General features: G+C 46.8%; 18 protein-coding genes and 2 tRNA genes. 18 read left to right on the top strand and 2 right to left on the bottom strand.

Features of this window, described 5'->3' with window-relative positions; genetic code table 11:
* Positions 1-45: 45 nt before the first annotated feature.
* A complete protein-coding gene (hpf, locus tag V7M78_RS18510; RefSeq protein ID WP_333651849.1) occupies positions 46-573 on the bottom strand; it encodes a ribosome hibernation-promoting factor, HPF/YfiA family in 528 nt (175 codons plus the stop codon).
* Positions 574-1,186: 613 nt separating this feature from the next.
* On the opposite strand from hpf, the gene secA reads away from it, so the two are divergent.
* The 6 genes from secA to V7M78_RS18480 all read left to right on the top strand — a co-directional run bounded on the left by secA (position 1,187) and on the right by V7M78_RS18480 (position 8,506).
* Positions 1,187-3,757 carry a preprotein translocase subunit SecA gene (secA, locus tag V7M78_RS18505; RefSeq protein WP_333651848.1) on the top strand — a complete coding sequence of 857 codons (2,571 nt, stop codon included), beginning with the start codon at positions 1,187-1,189 and terminating at the stop codon, positions 3,755-3,757.
* Between the two features lie 132 nt (positions 3,758-3,889).
* Positions 3,890-5,024 (top strand): peptide chain release factor 2 gene (gene prfB / locus V7M78_RS18500; protein ID WP_333651880.1). Its coding sequence is split into 2 segments (ribosomal slippage): positions 3,890-3,964 and positions 3,966-5,024, totalling 1,134 coding nucleotides; the frame shifts between segments, so codons are not numbered across the junction.
* A gap of 170 nt (positions 5,025-5,194) precedes the next feature.
* A complete protein-coding gene (locus V7M78_RS18495) occupies positions 5,195-5,638 on the top strand; it encodes an ACT domain-containing protein (RefSeq protein WP_333651847.1) in 444 nt (147 codons plus the stop codon).
* 55 nt (positions 5,639-5,693) lie between these two features.
* Complete coding sequence (locus V7M78_RS18490; protein ID WP_333651846.1) at positions 5,694-6,917, top strand: homoserine dehydrogenase; 1,224 nt, start codon at positions 5,694-5,696, stop codon at positions 6,915-6,917.
* Positions 6,918-6,959: 42 nt separating this feature from the next.
* A complete protein-coding gene (locus V7M78_RS18485; protein ID WP_333651845.1) occupies positions 6,960-8,168 on the top strand; it encodes an aspartate kinase in 1,209 nt (402 codons plus the stop codon).
* 5 nt (positions 8,169-8,173) lie between these two features.
* A complete protein-coding gene (locus V7M78_RS18480) occupies positions 8,174-8,506 on the top strand; it encodes a DUF2752 domain-containing protein (RefSeq protein ID WP_333651844.1) in 333 nt (110 codons plus the stop codon).
* 2 nt (positions 8,507-8,508) lie between these two features.
* On the opposite strand, the gene V7M78_RS18475 is transcribed toward V7M78_RS18480, so the two are convergent.
* A complete protein-coding gene (locus V7M78_RS18475) occupies positions 8,509-8,883 on the bottom strand; it encodes a sodium:solute symporter (RefSeq protein WP_333651843.1) in 375 nt (124 codons plus the stop codon).
* Between the two features lie 179 nt (positions 8,884-9,062).
* On the opposite strand from V7M78_RS18475, the gene V7M78_RS18470 reads away from it, so the two are divergent.
* From V7M78_RS18470 to V7M78_RS18415, 12 genes are all read left to right on the top strand, one after another.
* A complete protein-coding gene (locus tag V7M78_RS18470) occupies positions 9,063-11,204 on the top strand; it encodes a Tex family protein (protein WP_333651842.1) in 2,142 nt (713 codons plus the stop codon).
* A 52-nt stretch (positions 11,205-11,256) separates the two neighbouring features.
* Positions 11,257-11,763: a YcxB family protein gene (locus V7M78_RS18465; protein WP_333651841.1), complete on the top strand. Its 507-nt coding sequence runs from the start codon at positions 11,257-11,259 to the stop codon at positions 11,761-11,763.
* 2 nt (positions 11,764-11,765) lie between these two features.
* On the top strand, positions 11,766-12,191 hold the full coding sequence (tsaE, locus tag V7M78_RS18460) for a tRNA (adenosine(37)-N6)-threonylcarbamoyltransferase complex ATPase subunit type 1 TsaE (protein ID WP_333651879.1): 426 nt from the start codon (positions 11,766-11,768) through the stop codon (positions 12,189-12,191).
* Positions 12,192-12,911 (top strand): tRNA (adenosine(37)-N6)-threonylcarbamoyltransferase complex dimerization subunit type 1 TsaB, encoded by a 720-nt coding sequence (tsaB, locus tag V7M78_RS18455; RefSeq protein WP_333651840.1) that lies wholly within the window; start codon positions 12,192-12,194, stop codon positions 12,909-12,911.
* Positions 12,901-13,335 (top strand): ribosomal protein S18-alanine N-acetyltransferase, encoded by a 435-nt coding sequence (rimI, locus tag V7M78_RS18450; RefSeq protein ID WP_333651839.1) that lies wholly within the window; start codon positions 12,901-12,903, stop codon positions 13,333-13,335. The genes tsaB and rimI overlap by 11 nt, the downstream gene beginning before the upstream one ends.
* A gap of 370 nt (positions 13,336-13,705) precedes the next feature.
* Positions 13,706-13,948: a hypothetical protein gene (locus V7M78_RS18445; RefSeq protein ID WP_333651838.1), complete on the top strand. Its 243-nt coding sequence runs from the start codon at positions 13,706-13,708 to the stop codon at positions 13,946-13,948.
* A 146-nt stretch (positions 13,949-14,094) separates the two neighbouring features.
* The gene (locus V7M78_RS18440) at positions 14,095-15,006 is read left to right on the top strand and encodes a ribonuclease Z (protein ID WP_333651837.1); all 912 of its coding nucleotides are present in this window, start codon (positions 14,095-14,097) and stop codon (positions 15,004-15,006) included.
* Positions 15,007-15,016: 10 nt separating this feature from the next.
* Complete coding sequence (gene tsaD / locus V7M78_RS18435; RefSeq protein WP_333651836.1) at positions 15,017-16,054, top strand: tRNA (adenosine(37)-N6)-threonylcarbamoyltransferase complex transferase subunit TsaD; 1,038 nt, start codon at positions 15,017-15,019, stop codon at positions 16,052-16,054.
* Positions 16,055-16,058: 4 nt separating this feature from the next.
* Complete coding sequence (gene ispD / locus V7M78_RS18430; RefSeq protein ID WP_333651835.1) at positions 16,059-16,760, top strand: 2-C-methyl-D-erythritol 4-phosphate cytidylyltransferase; 702 nt, start codon at positions 16,059-16,061, stop codon at positions 16,758-16,760.
* A gap of 239 nt (positions 16,761-16,999) precedes the next feature.
* Positions 17,000-17,548 carry a glycine betaine ABC transporter substrate-binding protein gene (locus V7M78_RS18425; RefSeq protein WP_333651834.1) on the top strand — a complete coding sequence of 183 codons (549 nt, stop codon included), beginning with the start codon at positions 17,000-17,002 and terminating at the stop codon, positions 17,546-17,548.
* Positions 17,549-17,799: 251 nt separating this feature from the next.
* A tRNA-Ser gene (locus V7M78_RS18420) sits at positions 17,800-17,885 on the top strand.
* Positions 17,886-17,926: 41 nt separating this feature from the next.
* Positions 17,927-18,015 (top strand) — tRNA-Ser (locus tag V7M78_RS18415).
* Positions 18,016-18,116 lie beyond the last annotated feature (101 nt).

The raw sequence follows: 18,116 nt of genomic DNA, 5'->3' as shown, positions 1-18,116 counted from the left end.
AAGAACAGCCAGGTGTCCGTCACCTGGCTGTTTTTCATAAAGTTTTTAAAATTCCGGTTCAATCAGTCCGTAAGAACCGCCTTTTCTCTTATAAACCACATTGACCTCTTCTGTCTCTGCGTTTAAGAATACATAAAAGCTATGTCCTAAAAGCTCCATCTGGACGCATGCTTCTTCCGTGTCCATAGGCTTTACTGCAAACTTCTTTGTCTTGACAATTTCCACACGATCATCTGCCTGGTATTCCTCTTCCATAAAAGCTGCGGAGAAGGAGGGGGTATTCTGCTTTTTATCGATCAGTTTATTCTTATATTTTTTCAACTGGCGTTCCAGGATCTCTTCTACAAGATCGATGGAAACGTACATGTCTGTGCTGGATTCCTCTGCTCTGATTATATGTCCTTTCACTGGAATGGTAACTTCGATTTTCTGCATATCTTTCTGCACGCTGAGTCTTACGATTGCTTCTGTAGCGGGGGCAAAGAAGCGGTCCAGCTTTCCAAGCTTGTCCTCAATTGCTTCACGAAGCCCTGATGTAACCTCAATATTTCTTCCTGTAATTGTAAAATGCATAAGTCTTCAGCTCCTTTTTCTTGAGATGGGTATAGTATACCACATTTTTAAGATTTGTTCAATCGTATTGGGAAAATTATAAGATAATTAATGGAAATTTTTTTATAAAATCCCTCGACTTATATTTTATCAATTTATTGAAAAACTATATATACACCTTGGAAAATGTCAAGGGAAAAAGGGATTTTTTCGTCGAAAAAGATAATTTTATGACAAGTACACAAAAATTGAAAGGTTTTCCAGGAAGAGGGGAAAAACGCGTATATGTGGAGAAAAACTGTGGATAATGTGGATAACTTGGTGTATAACTGTTTTTTTACAGAATTATGAGGGATGGGCGTGGGGATAAAAATGGGGGAAACATACACAATGGGTTGTGGATAATGTGGAAAGGTGAAAAATCGAACAGATTTTTTGTGCAATATGTCAGGTTAACCATAATTTCCCATCATTTGCCGAAGTTTGCCGGAGAAAAAGGAAGGATCTGACAAAAAAGGATTTGATTATTGCAAGAATGTTAATTTTTTATGAATTCATTGAATTAAAGAAAGGTTAGTGCTACAATATACAGGATTATATCGTGCATTCAGTAAGAAGAGTAGGAGAAAGAAACATGAACCTGGTTCAAAAAATATTTGGAACTCATAGTGAAAGAGAATTAAAATTGATCAATCCCATTGCGGATAAGATAGAAGCTCTCCGTCCGGCCATGATTGCCTTAACCGATGAAGAACTGAAAAATAACACAAAGCTTTTTAAGGAAAGGCTGGCAGCAGGCGAGACCCTTGACGACATTCTGCCTGAAGCATTTGCCACCGTAAGAGAAGCCGCAAAAAGAGTTCTTAATATGGAACATTTCCGTGTGCAGTTAATCGGCGGCATGGTTCTCCATCAGGGCCGTATTGCGGAAATGAAGACAGGTGAAGGTAAGACCCTGGTGTCTACCTGCCCTGCTTATTTAAATGCACTGGCAGGAAAAGGTGTTCAGATCGTTACGGTCAACGACTACCTGGCAAAGCGAGATGCGGAGTGGATGGGAAAGGTTCATGAGTTCCTGGGCCTGACCGTAGGCGTTGTCTTAAACTCCATGAATTCCGATGAAAGACGTGCCGCATACAACTGCGACATCACCTATGTAACCAACAATGAGCTGGGATTCGATTACTTAAGAGATAACATGGCTATTTACAAAGAGCAGATGGTTCTCCGTAATCTGGATTTCTGTATCATTGATGAGGTGGACTCCGTATTGATCGACGAGGCAAGAACTCCTCTTATCATTTCCGGACAAAGCGGCAAATCCACTAAATTATATGAAGTCTGCGATATTCTGGCCCGCCAGTTAGAGCGTGGTCAGGCTTCCGGTGAATTTTCCAAGATGGCTGCCATCATGGGAGAGGAAATTACGGAAAGCGGAGATTTCGTAGTTGATGAAAAAGATAAAGTTGTAAACTTAACAGAACAGGGTGTGGAAAAGGTAGAGAAGTTCTTCCAGATCGAAAACCTGTCTGATCCCAAAAACTTAGAGATCCAGCACAACATCATTCTGGCCCTTCGCGCCAATTATCTTATGTTCCGCGATAAGGATTATGTGGTAAAGGATGACGAAGTCCTGATTGTAGATGAGTTTACCGGACGTATTATGCCCGGCAGACGGTATTCTGACGGCCTCCATCAGGCAATTGAAGCCAAGGAGCATGTGAATGTCCGCAGGGAGAGTAAGACCCTTGCTACCATCACCTTCCAGAACTTCTTTAATAAGTACAACAAAAAGTCCGGTATGACCGGTACGGCTCTGACAGAGGAAAAGGAATTCCGTAACACCTACGGAATGGATGCTGTTGCCATCCCAACCAACCGCCCCATTGCCCGTATCGATCAGGAGGATGCGGTTTATAAAACAAAGAAAGAAAAATTCAAGGCAGTATGCGATGAAGTGGAAGAGGCTTACGCAAAAGGACAGCCGGTTCTGGTTGGTACCATTACCATTGAAACCTCTGAGATGTTAAGCGGCATGTTAAAGCGCCGGGGCATTCCCCATAAAGTGCTCAATGCCAAATACCATGAGCTGGAGGCCGAGATCGTAGCAGATGCAGGTATCCACAAAGCGGTTACCATTGCCACCAACATGGCAGGCCGTGGTACGGATATTAAGCTGGATGACGAATCAAAGGCAGCAGGCGGCTTAAAGATCATCGGTACAGAGCGCCATGAATCACGCCGTATTGACAACCAGCTCCGCGGACGTTCCGGACGTCAGGGAGATCAGGGTGAATCCAGGTTCTACATTTCCCTGGAAGACGATTTGATGCGTCTGTTCGGTTCCGAGCGCCTTGTAGGCATGTTCAATGCCCTTGGAGTGCCGGAGGGAGAGCAGATTGAACACAAGATGCTGTCCAATGCCATTGAAAAGGCCCAGATGAAGATCGAGACCAACAACTACGGCATCCGTGAAAACCTTCTTAAATACGACGAGGTCATGAACGAGCAGCGTGAAGTGATCTATGCGGAGAGAAGAAAGGTATTAGACGGAGACAACATGCGTGATGTCATCTTAAAGATGGTGACAGATCTGGTGGAAAATGCCGTTGACCTTACTATCAGCGAAGAACAGTCACCGGAAGAGTGGGATTTAAATGAACTGAACACCCTTCTTCTTCCTATTGTGCCTTTAAAGCCCATCACTCTTCCAGAAGATAAGAAGATCAAGAGAAATGAATTAAAGCACCTGCTGAAGGAAGAGGCTATCAAGCTTTACGAATCCAAGGAAGCAGAATTCCCTGAGGGAGAGCAGATCCGTGAAATCGAGCGTGTCATTCTCTTAAAGGTAATTGACAATAAATGGATGTCCCATATTGACGATATGGAACAGCTCCGCCAGGGTATCGGCCTCCAGGCTTACGGACAGAGAGATCCGCTGGTGGAATATAAGATGAGCGGATACCAGATGTTTGATGAGATGACAGCGGCCATCCGTGAGGATACCGTAAGAATTCTGTTCCACATCAAGGTAGAGCAGAAGGTAGAGAGGGAACCGGCAGCCAAGGTGACCGGAACCAACAAAGATGACAGCGGAGTGAGAGAGCCTGCCAAGAAGATGGAAGCAAAGGTTTATCCCAACGATCCTTGTCCCTGCGGCTCCGGAAAGAAATACAAACAGTGCTGCGGACGCAAACCGGCATAGACCGAAAGCAACTTAATGAAGTCGAGCCGAAGGCGAAGGCTGAATTTAGTGCGAGGCCGTTCACGAACCTTAACGAGCGATAGCGAGTTTAGTTGAGTGAACATACAATATAAAATGAAAGTGGGTGACACAGTGGTAGAGTTTGACCAGTATAAATACGAATTATCAACGTTTCAAAAACCATTAGTGGAAGTGAGGGATTCACTTTGACTTAGATAATAAGTTAAAGAGAATCGATGAGCTGGACAAATCCATGGAAGAGCCCGATTTCTGGGGGGACCCGGAGAAGTCTGCAAAGATCGTCCAGCTTGCCAAGAATTTAAAAGATACCGTTCAGGGCTACAAGGATTTGGAGCAGCAATACGAGGACATCAGCGTCATGATCGAGATGGGAAATGAAGAAAATGACCCATCCCTGGTGCCCGAAGTGGAAGAGATGCTGAATGAATTCAAGGAAAAGCTGGAGGAAATGCGCATCAACACCCTGCTGTCAGGGGAATATGACGACCACAACGCCATATTAAGGCTGAACGCAGGAGCAGGAGGAACAGAATCCTGTGACTGGTGCAGCATCCTCTACCGCATGTTCTGCCGCTGGGCAGAAAAGAAAGGCTTCTCCATCGAAGTTCTGGACTATTTAGACGGCGAAGAAGCCGGTATTAAGTCCGTTACCATTCAGGTCAACGGGTCTAATGCCTATGGCTATTTAAAGTCGGAAAAAGGAGTCCACCGCCTTGTGCGGATATCTCCCTTTAATGCGGCAGGAAAACGCCAGACCTCCTTTGTGTCCTGCGATGTAATGCCGGATATTGAAGAGGACCTTGATGTAGAGGTCAATGAAGAGGATCTGCGGATTGATACCTACCGTTCCAGCGGAGCCGGCGGACAGCACATCAACAAGACATCCTCTGCCATCCGAATTACCCATCTGCCTACAGGCATTGTGGTGCAGTGCCAGAATGAGCGTTCCCAGTTCCAGAACAAAGACAAGGCCATGCAGATGCTGAAAGCCAAGCTGTATATGCTGAAACAGCAGGAAAATGCAGAAAAGCTGTCGGGCATCCGCGGAGATGTGACAGAAATCGGCTGGGGAAACCAGATCCGTTCCTACGTTATGCAGCCTTACACCATGGTCAAGGACCACAGAACCGGAGCAGAAACCGGCAACGTAAACAGCGTTTTAGACGGTGCTCTGGACCAGTTTATGTATGCATATCTGCGCTGGATCAACACCGGTGCAAAGGTGGGGGACACGGAACTGGAATGATGCAGCCCGGACGGGAATCTTCTTGTATAGCCTTCGATTATCCCGCCGTCCTGAACAATTTCGTAAAATTAATAGAAAAATAGTTGCATACATTGCATAAATATGATAATATCTTCCCTATGTAAACAGATGTATTTCTGTTACGGACACAGAAGGGAAGATATTTTTTTATGGAAGAAAAAAGTAAATATTTTGTGGTAAAGCAGAAAGCTGTACCTGAAGTATTGCTGAAGGTAGTTGAAGCGAAAAAGCTGCTGGAATCAGAGCGGGTCATCACGGTTCAGGAGGCTACTGACCGGGTTGGGATCAGCCGCAGTTCTTTTTATAAGTATAAGGATGATATCTTTCCCTTTTATGACAATGCCAAGGGAAAGACCATCACCCTGGTGATGCAGATGGATGACGAACCTGGACTTCTGTCAGACCTGCTTCACGTGGTGGCGGTATACCGAGCCAATATCCTTACCATACATCAGAGTATTCCGGTTAACGGAGTAGCAACCTTGACCCTTAGCGTAGAGGTGCTTGAAACCACCGGAAATGTTTCCAAGATGGTAGAGGATATAGAAGAAAAGGATGGAGTCCACTACGTGAAAATTTTAGCCAGAGAATAAGGACAGAAACACCTTGGGGAAGTGGCAGAAAAGGCTGGCAGAAAAGAGGAGAATTATGATAAAAGTTGCTGTTATGGGCTACGGTACCGTTGGTTCGGGCGTGGTCGAGGTTTTGGAAAAAAATAAGGAACTCATCGCTAAAAAAACAGGCCATGAGATTTTTGTAAAATACATTCTGGACCTAAGAGAATTTCCCGGAACACCCATTGAACATAAGATCGTTCATGACTTCTCTGTCATTGAAAAAGATCCGGAGATTGCCATGGTGGTGGAAACCATGGGCGGCCTGAATCCGGCTTATCCCTTTGTAAAGGCCAGCTTAGAGGCAGGAAAGCATGTTGCCACCTCCAACAAGGCCCTGGTGGCGGCTCACGGAACAGAGCTTTTAAGGATTGCGGCAGAGCATAAAGTTAACTTCTTTTTTGAAGCCAGCGTAGGCGGCGGAATTCCCGTTATCAGGCCTCTCTACACCTCTCTTGCAGGTGAGGAGATTGAAGAGATCACAGGAATTTTAAACGGAACCACCAATTATATCCTGACAAAGATGGATAAGACAGGGGAGACCTTTGAAGCGGCACTTCGGGAGGCTCAGGACCTGGGCTATGCGGAACGGAATCCTGAGGCTGACGTGGAGGGACACGACACCTGCAGAAAAATTTCCATTCTAACTGCCATAGCTGCGGGACATGAGGTCAATTATGAGCATATTTATACAGAAGGGATTACAAAGATCACTGATGTGGACTTTGAATATGCCCAGGCAATGGGAACCTCTGTCAAGCTCCTTGGCTCCAGCCGGATGAAGAACGGAAAGGTCCACGCATTTACAGCTCCTGTCATGATCGGAAAGGACCATCCCCTCTATTCCGTAAGCGATGCCTATAACGGCATTCTGGTAAAAGGAAATATGCTGGGCACTTCCATGTTTTACGGAAGCGGAGCCGGAAAGCTTCCCACAGCCAGCGCCGTGGTTGCAGATATGATAGAGGCCCTTAAGAATCCCGGCCATCACGTGGAGATGGGCTGGGATGACCAGACTCTTACCGTTTCAGATTTAGGCGGTCTTTCCTTCCGTTATTTTGTAAGGCTGAAAGGTCTTGCAGATCAGCGCCGGAAGGAAGTGGAAGAGGTACTGGGCAAGGTGGAAGTGATTGAACTGGAGCATAAGGATGAATTTGCGGTTCTCACAGAAACCATGACTGAGGATGAGTACAGAGAAAAAGCGAAGCGGCTGTCAGGAATCAGACAGCGTATCCGCGCAGAACTGGAATCTGTATAACAGATTGATAAGCATGCAGTATAGCGGAATGGAGAGACATCGATGTTAGTAGTAAAAAAGTTTGGCGGAAGCTCCGTCGCAGACAAGGAAAGAATTTTCAATGCAGCAAAGCGCTGTATCGAAGACTATAAAAATGGAAATCAGGTGGTGGTGGTACTGTCGGCAATGGGAAAGACCACGGACGGCCTGATTGCAAAGGCTCATGAGATAAATCCTAATCCCCCTAAGAGGGAGATGGATATGCTTTTATCCACAGGGGAACAGGTCAGTGTATCCCTTATGGCTATGGCAATGAATGTTTTGGGAGTTCCCGCCGTTTCCCTGAATGCGGCTCAGGTGGCTATGCACACCACCTCTGCCTACGGCTCAGCCAAGTTAAAGAGGATTGATACAGAACGGATCAGACATGAGCTGGAGGCCAGAAAGATTGTCATTATTACAGGTTTTCAAGGGGTTAATAAATACGATGATATGACCACACTGGGCCGTGGAGGCTCCGACACTACAGCGGTGGCTCTTGCGGCTGCCCTTCACGCCGATGCCTGTGAGATTTATACAGACGTAGATGGAGTATATACCGCAGATCCCCACATAGTTCCTAACGCCAGAAAGCTTCCGGAGGTTTCTTATGAGGAAATGCTGGAGTTTGCGTCTTTGGGAGCCAAGGTGCTTCACAACCGGTCTGTGGAGATGGCAAAACGCTATGGAGTACAGTTGGTAGTCCGGTCAAGTCTGACCAGAGCAGAAGGTACCATCGTCAAGGAGGAAACAAAATTGGAAAGAATGCTGGTTAGCGGTGTGGCCGCAGATAAGAACGTAGCCCGTATTTCGGTGCTTGGTGTAAAGAATCAACCTGGAATTGCTTTTAAGATATTCAATCTTCTGGCAAAACACAACATGAACGTGGATATTATCATTCAGTCCATCGGGCGTGAGGAGAAGAAGGATATTTCCTTTACCGTTGCAAAGACGGATTTAAAAGATGCTTTAGATCTTTTGGAAAAGAATAAAGAGTCCATTACAGCCCAGGCTGTAACAAGTGAAGAGGATGTGGCAAAGCTTTCCATTATCGGAGCCGGTATGATGAGCAATCCGGGAGTAGCTGCCAAGATGTTTGAGGCTCTTTCTAATGCTAATGTCAACATTAAGATGATTGCCACCTCAGAAATAAGAATTACGGTTTTAATCCATGAAGAGGATGTAAACCGGGCTATGAGATCTGTTCATGACGCCTTTGACCTGGCGGATTAAAAGAGATGAAGGGGCTGAACTGGTTAAAACGGCTGCTGGGAATCGGTTTTTCCTGCCCGTTTCTTCTGCTGACCGGACTTTACTGTCCGGGCTGCGGAGGAACCAGGGCTGTCCGGTCACTGCTTCGGGGGGACCTGCGAATGAGTTTTCAATATCATCCGCTGGTCCTTTATGCTATCCTGGTTTTTGGATTCATGCTGGTCTGGCGTCCCCGTGACCGGAAAAAGTGGGAAAGATTTTTTATTTTGCTGGGAGCCGTTATTGTAGTGGTTAACTGGATTTTTAAAAATTATATGCTGGTTTTCTTAGGGGTGGATCTGCTTCCTGTCATAAAATAAGACTATTCCTGAGGTACGGAAAGGGCTTCAAGGGTTTCCCTGAAATGCCGCCCCAGTGGAGTGTCGCTTTCCATGATATCGTACATGAAGATGATGAAAAAGGTCATGAGGAGGCCGCATACTGTAGAAATGACAGACAGAATCAGGCCCAGCTGGGCCTGCTGGGTAAAGGGCTTGCCCTGCTTGGAATAGATAGCGCATGCGGTTCCCGCGATTCCTAAAAATAATCCGGCAGGCAGCTCCCAGATGCTGAATAGGGGAATACAACTGCTCACCAGACCGAAGCCGCCCAGGATTACAGACCAGGATGCGGCAGTGGCAGCAGAGCTGGGCGGGGTTTTATGATTATTTGGATTGGTGTTTTTATTTTCGTTCATGTGTAAACCTCGTGTGTTTTTTTGATTCGTTTCCTAGGGGAATTGGCATTTTCCCCCAGTTTGGTGCTTTCGTGAAGAGTGTAACACAACTCCCTCCTTCTGTCCAGACGGGTATTGCATAAGGGGGAGGGATGAATTATAATATCTCATGTATAAACTATGAAAACAAGGGGATCAGCATGGATATTATAAAGGCATTACAAGAAGAGCTTTCCATTGGACGAGGTCAGGTGGAGGCTGCGGTGAAGCTTATTGACGAAGGGAATACCATTCCCTTTATTGCAAGATACAGGAAGGAAGCGACAGGTTCTTTAAATGATGAGGTGCTCCGCAGTCTGGATGAACGGCTTCGCTATCTCCGCAACTTAGAGGAGCGCAAGGGCCAGGTTCTTTCTTCCATCAGGGAACAGGAAAAGCTGACACCGGAGCTGGAAAAGCAGATTTTAGAGGCCAGGACTTTGGTGGCGGTGGAGGATTTATACCGTCCCTATAAGCCGAAAAGAAGGACCAGGGCTACCATTGCGAAGGAAAAGGGATTGGAGCCTCTTGCAGATCTCATTATGCTTCAGATGGCAAAGGCACCTGTTATAGAGGCTGCCGCAGCCTATATTTCAGAAGAAAAAGGCGTTTCTTCTGCAGAGGAAGCAGTGGAAGGGGCAAAGGATATTCTGGCAGAACGGATTTCTGACAATGCAGAGTACCGCACCTACATCCGCAATGCCGTCATGAGCCAGGGAATTCTCCAGTCCTCTGCCAAGGATGAAGAGGCAGAGTCTGTATATGAGATGTATTATAACTATGAAGAAACCATCAAAAAGACGGCAGGCCATAGAATTCTCGCCTTAAACCGGGGAGAAAAGGAAAAGCTGCTCACCGTGAAGGTTTTGGCTCCGGAGGAACAGATTCTGCGTTTTCTGGAAAAGCAGGTCATTGTAAAGGACAACCCTTATACCGCTCCTATTTTAAAAGCGGTGGTTGAGGACAGCTACAACCGTCTCATTTATCCGGCCATTGAGCGGGAGGTGCGGAGTGAGCTGACGGAAAAGGCTGAGGATGGAGCAATCAGGCTGTTTGGAAAAAATCTGGAACAGCTTCTCATGCAGCCTCCCATTGTGGGCCGTGTGGTTCTGGGCTGGGACCCGGCATTCAGAACCGGCTGTAAGCTGGCAGTGGTGGATGAAACAGGAAAAGTTCTGGACACAGTGGTCATTTATCCCACAGCTCCTCAGAATAAGGTGGAAGAAGCAAAGGCCGTTGTGAAAAAGCTGATTAAAAAATATGGCATTTCCTTGATTTCCGTGGGAAATGGAACGGCCTCCAGAGAATCAGAAGCAGTGATTGTAGAACTTCTAAAGGAAATTCCGGAACAGGTTCAGTATATTATTGTCAACGAGGCAGGGGCCTCGGTTTACTCTGCCAGCAAGCTGGCGACAGAAGAATTCCCCAACTTTGATGTGGGACAGAGAAGTGCGGCCTCCATCGCAAGAAGGCTTCAGGACCCTCTTGCAGAGCTGGTTAAGATCGATCCCAAGTCCATTGGAGTAGGGCAGTACCAGCACGATATGAACCAGAAGCATTTAAGCGAAGCTCTTCAGGGCGTGGTGGAGGACTGTGTCAACAAGGTGGGCGTGGATTTGAACACGGCTTCCGCTTCTCTTTTGGAATACATTTCCGGCATTTCCAAAGCCATTGCCAAAAACATCGTGGTATACCGGGAAGAAAACGGTGCCTTTACTGGTAGAAGCCAGCTTTTAAAGGTTTCCAAGCTTGGGCCAAAGGCGTACGAGCAGTGTGCCGGGTTTATGAGAATCCAGGGCGGGAAGAATCCTTTAGACGGCACCAGTGTCCATCCGGAATCCTATGATGCTGCAAAGAAGCTTTTAGGAAAGCTGGGCTATGATTTAAAGGAGCTGTCTGAGGGCGGCTTAAGCGGAATCGGTAAAAAGGTCATTGATTATAAGGCTTTGGCTGCTGAACTGGAAATCGGCGAGATCACCTTGCGGGACATTGTAAAGGAATTGGAAAAGCCCGCCAGGGACCCAAGAGACCAGATGCCTGCCCCTATTCTGCGCACCGATGTTATGGAAATGAAGGATTTAAAGCCGGGCATGGTCTTAAAGGGAACGGTGAGAAATGTCATTGATTTCGGCGCATTTGTGGATATCGGAGTCCATCAGGACGGACTGGTTCACATTTCCCAGATTTCGGACAAGTTTATTAAACATCCCTTGGAAGCAGTCAGCGTAGGAGATATTGTGGAAGTGAAGGTCATAAGCGTGGACGTGCCAAAGAAGCGGATCGCTCTGACCATGAAGTTGTAAAAGAACAGTGCCAAAGGCCGCTGCGCAGGATTTGCGCAAGAAGGAGGACAACGTGGAAGAAAAGTTCCCGATTGTAATAGAAATAAAATTAACAGCAAAGGATTTGTGGAAATTTTCCCTGTATCATGCCTACTGGGGAAGTAAGGGGATATTTTCTGCTATTTTCAGCCTGGCCGCTGCTTATCTGCTGATAACCGCCTGGAGCACCAGCACTGTGGCTTACCGGATCATGCTCCTGGTCAGCGCCCTTATATTTACGGTCTGGCAGCCCCTTCTTCTCTACTATAGGTCTGTCAAACAGGCCAAAAATCCGAGGATTCAAAACGGAATGACGCTTTCCTTTGATGAGGATGGGTTTTTAGTTTCCCAGGGAGAGGAAAGCCTGCTCCTGAATTGGGAAAATGTCAAGAGGGGAGTGCGGATAGGAGATATGATCATCCTTTACATGGACCAGATCAGAGCCTATCTTCTTACTGATGGCTGTATGGCAGAAAAAAAGGCGGAAATCACTGAGCTCATAAAAGAAAAGCTGCCTCCCAAGAGGCGAAAGAGGATATGATGATGGTAATAGAAAGCCTGAGTCCGAAGGAAACCTTTGAACTTGGAAAAAAGCTGGGAGAGGAAGCGAAGCCCTCTTCCGTATACTGTTTAAACGGAGATTTAGGGGTGGGAAAGACCGTTTTCACTCAGGGCTTTGCATCAGGCCTTGAAATTGAGGGCCCGGTAAACAGCCCCACCTTTACCATCGTCCAGCAGTATGACGACGGGCGCCTGCCATTTTATCACTTTGATGTTTACCGGATCGGAGACATCAGCGAGATGGACGAGATCGGTTATGAGGACTGCTTTTACGGAGAAGGAGTGAGCCTGATCGAATGGTCCGGCCTGATTGAAGAGCTTCTTCCGGAAGAGGTCATAACCGTAACCATTGAAAAGGACCTGGAAAAAGGATTTGATTACAGAAAAATAACCGTGGAGGGATTATAAATGAAGATACTTGGAATTGAAAGCTCATCCCTGGTAGCCTCTGTTGCCATTGTAACGGATCAGGTGCTGACTGCGGAATACACGGTGAATTTTAAGAAAACCCACTCCCAGACCCTTCTTCCCATGCTGGATGAGATTGTGAAAATGACGGAAGCGGATTTGGAAACCATTGATGCAATAGCCGTTTCCGGCGGCCCCGGTTCCTTTACCGGCCTTCGGATCGGCTCTGCCACGGGAAAAGGCCTGGGCCTGGCTCTGGACAAGCCCATGATTTCCGTTCCTACCGTAGATGCCATGGCTTACAATTTATACGGCAGCGCCTATCTGGTCTGCCCTATTATGGATGCCAGAAGAAATCAGGTATATACCGGAATCTATGACAACCGCACCGGATTTTCCGTGGTAAAGGAACAGTGTGCCATGGATATCATGGATTTAATAGAAGAATTAAACGAAACCGGACAAAAAGTCATCTTTTTGGGAGACGGGGTTCCCGTATATCAAAGCCGGATTGAAGAAAATATGAAAACCCCCTTTGTTTTTGCCCCAGCCCACTTAAACCGGCAGCGGGCAGCAGCAGTGGCGGCCTTGGGCTCTTTGTATTATGAAGAAGGAAAGACAGTCCCTGCGGCCGATCATGGCCCTGAATACTTAAGAAAGCCTCAGGCTGAACGGGAGCGGGAGGAAAACGCTTTAAAGGGAGAATCCCATGGTTCGTGAAATGAGGCCGGAAGATGTTTTGAAAGTCAGTGATACCGAGCAGGCCTGCTTTTCCGATCCCTGGTCCCTGGAAACCATAAAAGAGGGAATAGAAAGTCCATTCGACACCTGGCTGGTTCTGGAGGAAGACGGAGCGGTGAAAGGGTACTGCGTTTTCCGCATAATTGCAGGAGAAGCAGAGCTGTTTCGCATCGCCATTCTGCCTGAATATAGGGGTGGGGGGCTGGCGAAGAAACTTATGGAGAGGCTGGCAGAATATTCCAAAGAAAAGGCGGTCACATCCATATTTTTAGAGGTCCGTGAAAGCAATAAAATCGCCATAAACCTTTATAAATCCTATGGTTTTCAGGAGGAAGGCATCCGAAAAAATTACTACCAAAATCCCAGTGAAAATGCTGTTATCATGAGAAATAACCTGATATGAAACATTTACCACTAAAAATAAGGGAGAACACCGTTTATAATGTAGGGGTATCCAGTATGGATGCCCTTTTTTCTATCCCTTGCCGAAAGCAGCTTAATGAAGACGAACCAACAAAAGCGTCAGCCAGTTTAGCTGAGTGAACATTCATCAGATGAGAGGGGAAAAGAATCAGGTCATAACTGGAAAGCGCGAAAAAGGAGAGCCTTGCAGGCATGTCATGATGCCAGGGAATGCGTGGGCAGAAATAAGGAAGCACTCTGCGGGTATCCCCTTATGTCCGAAAAGCAAGGACGATAAAAAGGAAGCACCCTGCGGGTATACCTTTATGTCCGAAAAAGCAGGGACGATAAAAAGGAAAGGTGAGAATAAGATGAGAAAGTACAAAAACGGAGGTCAGCTTGAAACGGTTATATGTAATTGCTGCGGAAAAAAGATCATCGTGTCAAAAGGAGTAGCCAGGGAAGGAATTATACACATCAGCCATGCCTGGGATTTCTTTTCAGAGAAAGATGGGGAAGTTCATCATTTTGATTTATGTGAAACCTGCTACGATGCCATGATTTCGGAATTCAGGATTCCAGTGGAGAGAGAAGAACAGCTGGAATATTTATAGTTGCTAATTGCCTCTTCTTTGTGTTATGCTTTTAGAGTTCAGCGGCGCAGCCAAATTATGAATGCACCGCGTACGTTCGCCAATACAGTAAAACTTGCTGTTTTTCTGTACCAACTCAAAAATCAAACTAGAGAAGAGGAAATTTTATGCTGGATATATGTTTGCTGGGAACCGGAGGGATGATGCCTCTGCCCTACCGTTGGCTGACGGCCATGATGGCAAGATGCGACGGAAGCAGTCTCCTCATTGACTGCGGGGAAGGAACCCAGATTGCCTTAAAGGAAAAGGGCTGGAGTCCCAAGCCCATTGATGTCATTTGCTTTACCCACTACCATGCCGACCACATCAGCGGCCTTCCCGGTCTGCTTCTGACCATGGGAAATGCCGAGAGGACAGAGCCTCTGACCTTAATCGGGCCAAGAGGCTTGGAGCGGGTGGTGGGAGCCCTGCGGACCATTGCTCCGGAGCTGCCCTTTGACCTGGAATTTATCGAGCTTTCTGAAAATCAGGAGCAGATAAAAGCCGGCCCCTATGTGATTGACGCTTACCGGGTAAATCACAATGTGATATGCTACGGCTATTCCATCTCCATTCCGAGAACAGGCCGCTTTGACGTGGACCGGGCCAGAGACGCCCAAATTCCCCAGAAGTTCTGGAGCCGCCTGCAAAAGGGAGAGGTTATAGAGGACGGAGAACGGACTCTGACTCCCGACATGGTCTTAGGACCTGCAAGGAGAGGACTGAAAGTCACCTACTGTACCGATACAAGACCGGTTCCTGTGATTGCAGAATATGCCAGGGAGGCGGATCTTTTTATCTGCGAGGGCATGTACGGAGAAGAGGGAAAAGAGGCCAAGGCCAGGGAATACAGACACATGACCTTTTACGAAGCTGCCAGACTGGCAAAGGAAGCTCAGCCGAAACAGATGTGGCTGACTCATTACAGCCCCTCCCTTACAAGACCCGAGGAGTTTATGGACAAGGTCCGGGAAATCTTCCCCCGGTCCAAAGCAGCCAGAGATGGCTGGACCCTGGAACTGGAATTTGATGAGGAATGAGGAAATGGCAATGAAGAAAAATCATACAGAAGAAGATGTTTATATACTGGCCATTGAAAGCTCCTGTGATGAAACAGCAGCAGCAGTGGTAAAAAACGGAAGAGAGGTCCTTTCCAACGTGATTTCCTCCCAGATCGCTCTTCACACGGTTTACGGAGGAGTGGTGCCGGAAATCGCCTCCAGAAAGCACATTGAAAAGATCAACCAGGTCATTGAAACAGCTCTTTCAGAAGCAAATGTCACCTTAAAGGACATAGATGCCATTGGAGTGACCTATGGTCCCGGACTTGTGGGAGCCCTTTTGGTGGGCGTTGCAGAGGCAAAAGCCATTGCCTATGCTGCCAAAAAGCCTTTGGTAGGCGTACACCATATAGAAGGCCACATATCCGCCAACTTCATCGAGCATCCGGAGCTGGAGCCGCCGTTTCTCTGTCTCATCGTATCAGGAGGCCATACCCATCTGGTCATTGTAAAGGATTACGGGGAATTTGAAATTCTGGGACGGACCAGAGATGATGCGGCAGGCGAAGCATTTGACAAGGTGGCAAGAGCCGTAGGCCTTGGATATCCGGGCGGCCCCAAGATTGATAAAGCGGCCAAAGAGGGGAATCCCGATGCCATTTCATTTCCAAGGGCTAAAGTAGAAGGAAATGTCTATGATTTCAGCTTCAGCGGCTTAAAGTCGGCGGTTTTAAACCACATCAACCATGGAAAGATGATGGGAGAAGAAATAAATGTTCCTGATCTGGCAGCTTCCTTCCAAAAAGCTGTTGTAGATGTACTGGTCAGCCACACCATGGCCGCTGCAAAGGAATACGGCATAAAAAAGATTGCCATAGCAGGAGGCGTGGCCTCTAATTCCGCGCTTAGGGAAGGAATGGCCCTTGCCTGCAAAAAAGCCAAAGCCGATTTCTATTACCCATCCCCCATTTACTGCACCGATAATGCAGCCATGATTGCCGTTGCCGCTTACTATGAATACATCAACGGAGCCAGGGCGGACTGGGATTTAAACGCAGTTCCCAATTTAAAATTAGGGGAGAGGTGATCCGATGAAGGGAAGAATAGCAGCAGTCCTTTTAGCAGCAGGAAAAGGGACCCGCATGGAAAGCCAGGTTCATAAGCAATACCTGGAGATTTCCGGGAAACCCCTTCTGTATTATACTCTCTGCGCTTTTGAGAACAGCTCCGTGGATGATATCATTCTGGTGACAGGCCGTGGGGAAATGGAGTACTGCCAAAGTGAAATCGTAGAAAAGTACGGCTTCACCAAGGTAAAAGCCATTACAGAAGGCGGAAAAGAACGATACCACTCCGTATACCAGGGACTGAAAGCGGTGAAGAACTGCGAATATGTCCTGATTCACGACGGAGCCAGACCCTGCGTAACGGCTGAAATCATCGACAGAGCTTCCCTTGGAGCCAGAACCTACCGGGCCTGCGTGGTGGGAATGCCGGTTAAAGACACTATAAAAATTTCCGATGAAGACGAATTTGCTTCCGTAACACCGGACCGGAGCCGCCTGTGGCTGATCCAGACTCCCCAGGCCTTTGAATACGGCCTTGTTCTGAACGCTTATGAAATGCTCATGTCATCAGAGCAGCATCAGGAGGGAATCACCGACGACGCCATGGTGGTGGAAACTATGACCAAGGAAAAAGTGAAGTTGATCCGGGGCGATTATTCTAATATTAAGGTCACTACACCGGAGGACTTGGAAATCGCAGCTTTATTTCTGCAAAACATCCCATAACTTCCTATATCCAGACAAATAATATTCAAATCCCGGCAGGCCCCTTAACAGGAGGCCTGCTTTTTTTTCTCCAGGCCTTGAATTCTCCAATGTTCATGAATTTGACAATTAAAATGATCTGTGCTAGCATGAAAGACATATTGCCTCAAAATAAGAAATAGATACAAAGGAAGACAGAAAGAACCGTGGATTAAAAGTACAGGGATGCTTTCTGGGTAAATGAATCAAAGGAGAGAGTTATGGGAAAGAAAGTAATAGGGACGATTCTGGCATTGTCAATTGCAGCTGTGGGGCTGTTCGGCTGCCGCAGGCTCAGGATTGAAGAACCGGAGAGGAATATAAGACTGACTTATGTGGACTGGGATGAAGGAATAGCCCTGACCAGCCTGGCCGCCGCAGTGCTGGAGGATAGAATGGGCTATCGGGTAGAACTGATTATGGAAGATGCTGATGCTGCCTTTGCCGCTCTTGCTGCCGGGGACGCAGATGCCTTTTTGAATGTACGTCTTCCAATCATCCACAAAAGCCAGGTGGAACAATACGAAAGCGACATGATAGATCTGGGTATTTCTTATAATAGTGAAGAAAGTGTTCATAAATATGTCCGGAAAGGGTTAGGATCAGATATGCCGGAGGTCGCATTGTTTCTAAAGAACTTTAAAGTGAATGAGGCAGAACTGAGAGATTTTATGAAGTCTATGAAAGAAGACGGCAAAGAACCCCTTGAATCAGCCCGGGACTGGATAAAGTTTAATACGGAACTGATTAACGGCTGGATTAGCGGGTAGTACAGCGGGATGATTTTGCCCGGAACAAGAGGTAAAAAGCAGGGCTTTTGGCCCGCTTTCAAGGTCTGAAAATATTAGCTTGAAAAAATTGTAAAAACATGTTGACAGAACAATCAAACAATGATAAACTATCCAAGTTGCAGCTCGTGAGAGTCGCAAAAATGAACTTATGAGTCTCCAAGAGATTTAAAGAAATAGAAAAAAGTGCTTGACAAAAGCATGGACTTCTATTAAAATGTAAAAGCACATTTGGAGAGGTATCGAAGTGGTCATAACGAGGCGGTCTTGAAAACCGTTTGTCCGCAAGGGCGCGTGGGTTCGAATCCCACCCTCTCCGTTGGCAGATTTTAAGCCGCTGAATAACATAAACAGCTACCTGCAGAAGTACCCAAGTGGCTGAAGGGGCTCCCCTGGAAAGGGAGTAGGCCGTTAATAGCGGCGCGAGGGTTCAAATCCCTCCTTCTGCGTTAACATCTGCTGATGCGAAAGTTTCAAACAGATGTATAGATGTACAAGCACTTTGAAAACAGAAGATTGAACAGTATGTAAAACCCTGAAAATTCTAATA

This window comes from Lacrimispora sp., assembly GCF_036758025.1.
GTDB lineage: Bacteria > Bacillota > Clostridia > Lachnospirales > Lachnospiraceae > Lacrimispora.
This window is presented reverse-complemented; position numbering and strand designations above follow the sequence as displayed.

Excerpts from the sequence above, each read along its gene's own strand:
- hpf (WP_333651849.1), bottom strand. The coding sequence starts at position 573 with ATGCATTTTACAATTACAGGAAGAAATATTGAGGTTACATCAGGGCTT.
- secA (WP_333651848.1), top strand. The coding sequence starts at position 1,187 with ATGAACCTGGTTCAAAAAATATTTGGAACTCATAGTGAAAGAGAATTA.
- V7M78_RS18495 (WP_333651847.1), top strand. The coding sequence starts at position 5,195 with ATGGAAGAAAAAAGTAAATATTTTGTGGTAAAGCAGAAAGCTGTACCT.
- V7M78_RS18490 (WP_333651846.1), top strand. The coding sequence starts at position 5,694 with ATGATAAAAGTTGCTGTTATGGGCTACGGTACCGTTGGTTCGGGCGTG.
- V7M78_RS18485 (WP_333651845.1), top strand. The coding sequence starts at position 6,960 with ATGTTAGTAGTAAAAAAGTTTGGCGGAAGCTCCGTCGCAGACAAGGAA.
- V7M78_RS18480 (WP_333651844.1), top strand. The coding sequence starts at position 8,174 with ATGAAGGGGCTGAACTGGTTAAAACGGCTGCTGGGAATCGGTTTTTCC.
- V7M78_RS18475 (WP_333651843.1), bottom strand. The coding sequence starts at position 8,883 with ATGAACGAAAATAAAAACACCAATCCAAATAATCATAAAACCCCGCCC.
- V7M78_RS18470 (WP_333651842.1), top strand. The coding sequence starts at position 9,063 with ATGGATATTATAAAGGCATTACAAGAAGAGCTTTCCATTGGACGAGGT.
- tsaE (WP_333651879.1), top strand. The coding sequence starts at position 11,766 with ATGGTAATAGAAAGCCTGAGTCCGAAGGAAACCTTTGAACTTGGAAAA.
- tsaB (WP_333651840.1), top strand. The coding sequence starts at position 12,192 with ATGAAGATACTTGGAATTGAAAGCTCATCCCTGGTAGCCTCTGTTGCC.
- rimI (WP_333651839.1), top strand. The coding sequence starts at position 12,901 with ATGGTTCGTGAAATGAGGCCGGAAGATGTTTTGAAAGTCAGTGATACC.
- V7M78_RS18445 (WP_333651838.1), top strand. The coding sequence starts at position 13,706 with ATGAGAAAGTACAAAAACGGAGGTCAGCTTGAAACGGTTATATGTAAT.
- V7M78_RS18440 (WP_333651837.1), top strand. The coding sequence starts at position 14,095 with ATGCTGGATATATGTTTGCTGGGAACCGGAGGGATGATGCCTCTGCCC.
- tsaD (WP_333651836.1), top strand. The coding sequence starts at position 15,017 with ATGAAGAAAAATCATACAGAAGAAGATGTTTATATACTGGCCATTGAA.
- ispD (WP_333651835.1), top strand. The coding sequence starts at position 16,059 with ATGAAGGGAAGAATAGCAGCAGTCCTTTTAGCAGCAGGAAAAGGGACC.
- V7M78_RS18425 (WP_333651834.1), top strand. The coding sequence starts at position 17,000 with ATGGGAAAGAAAGTAATAGGGACGATTCTGGCATTGTCAATTGCAGCT.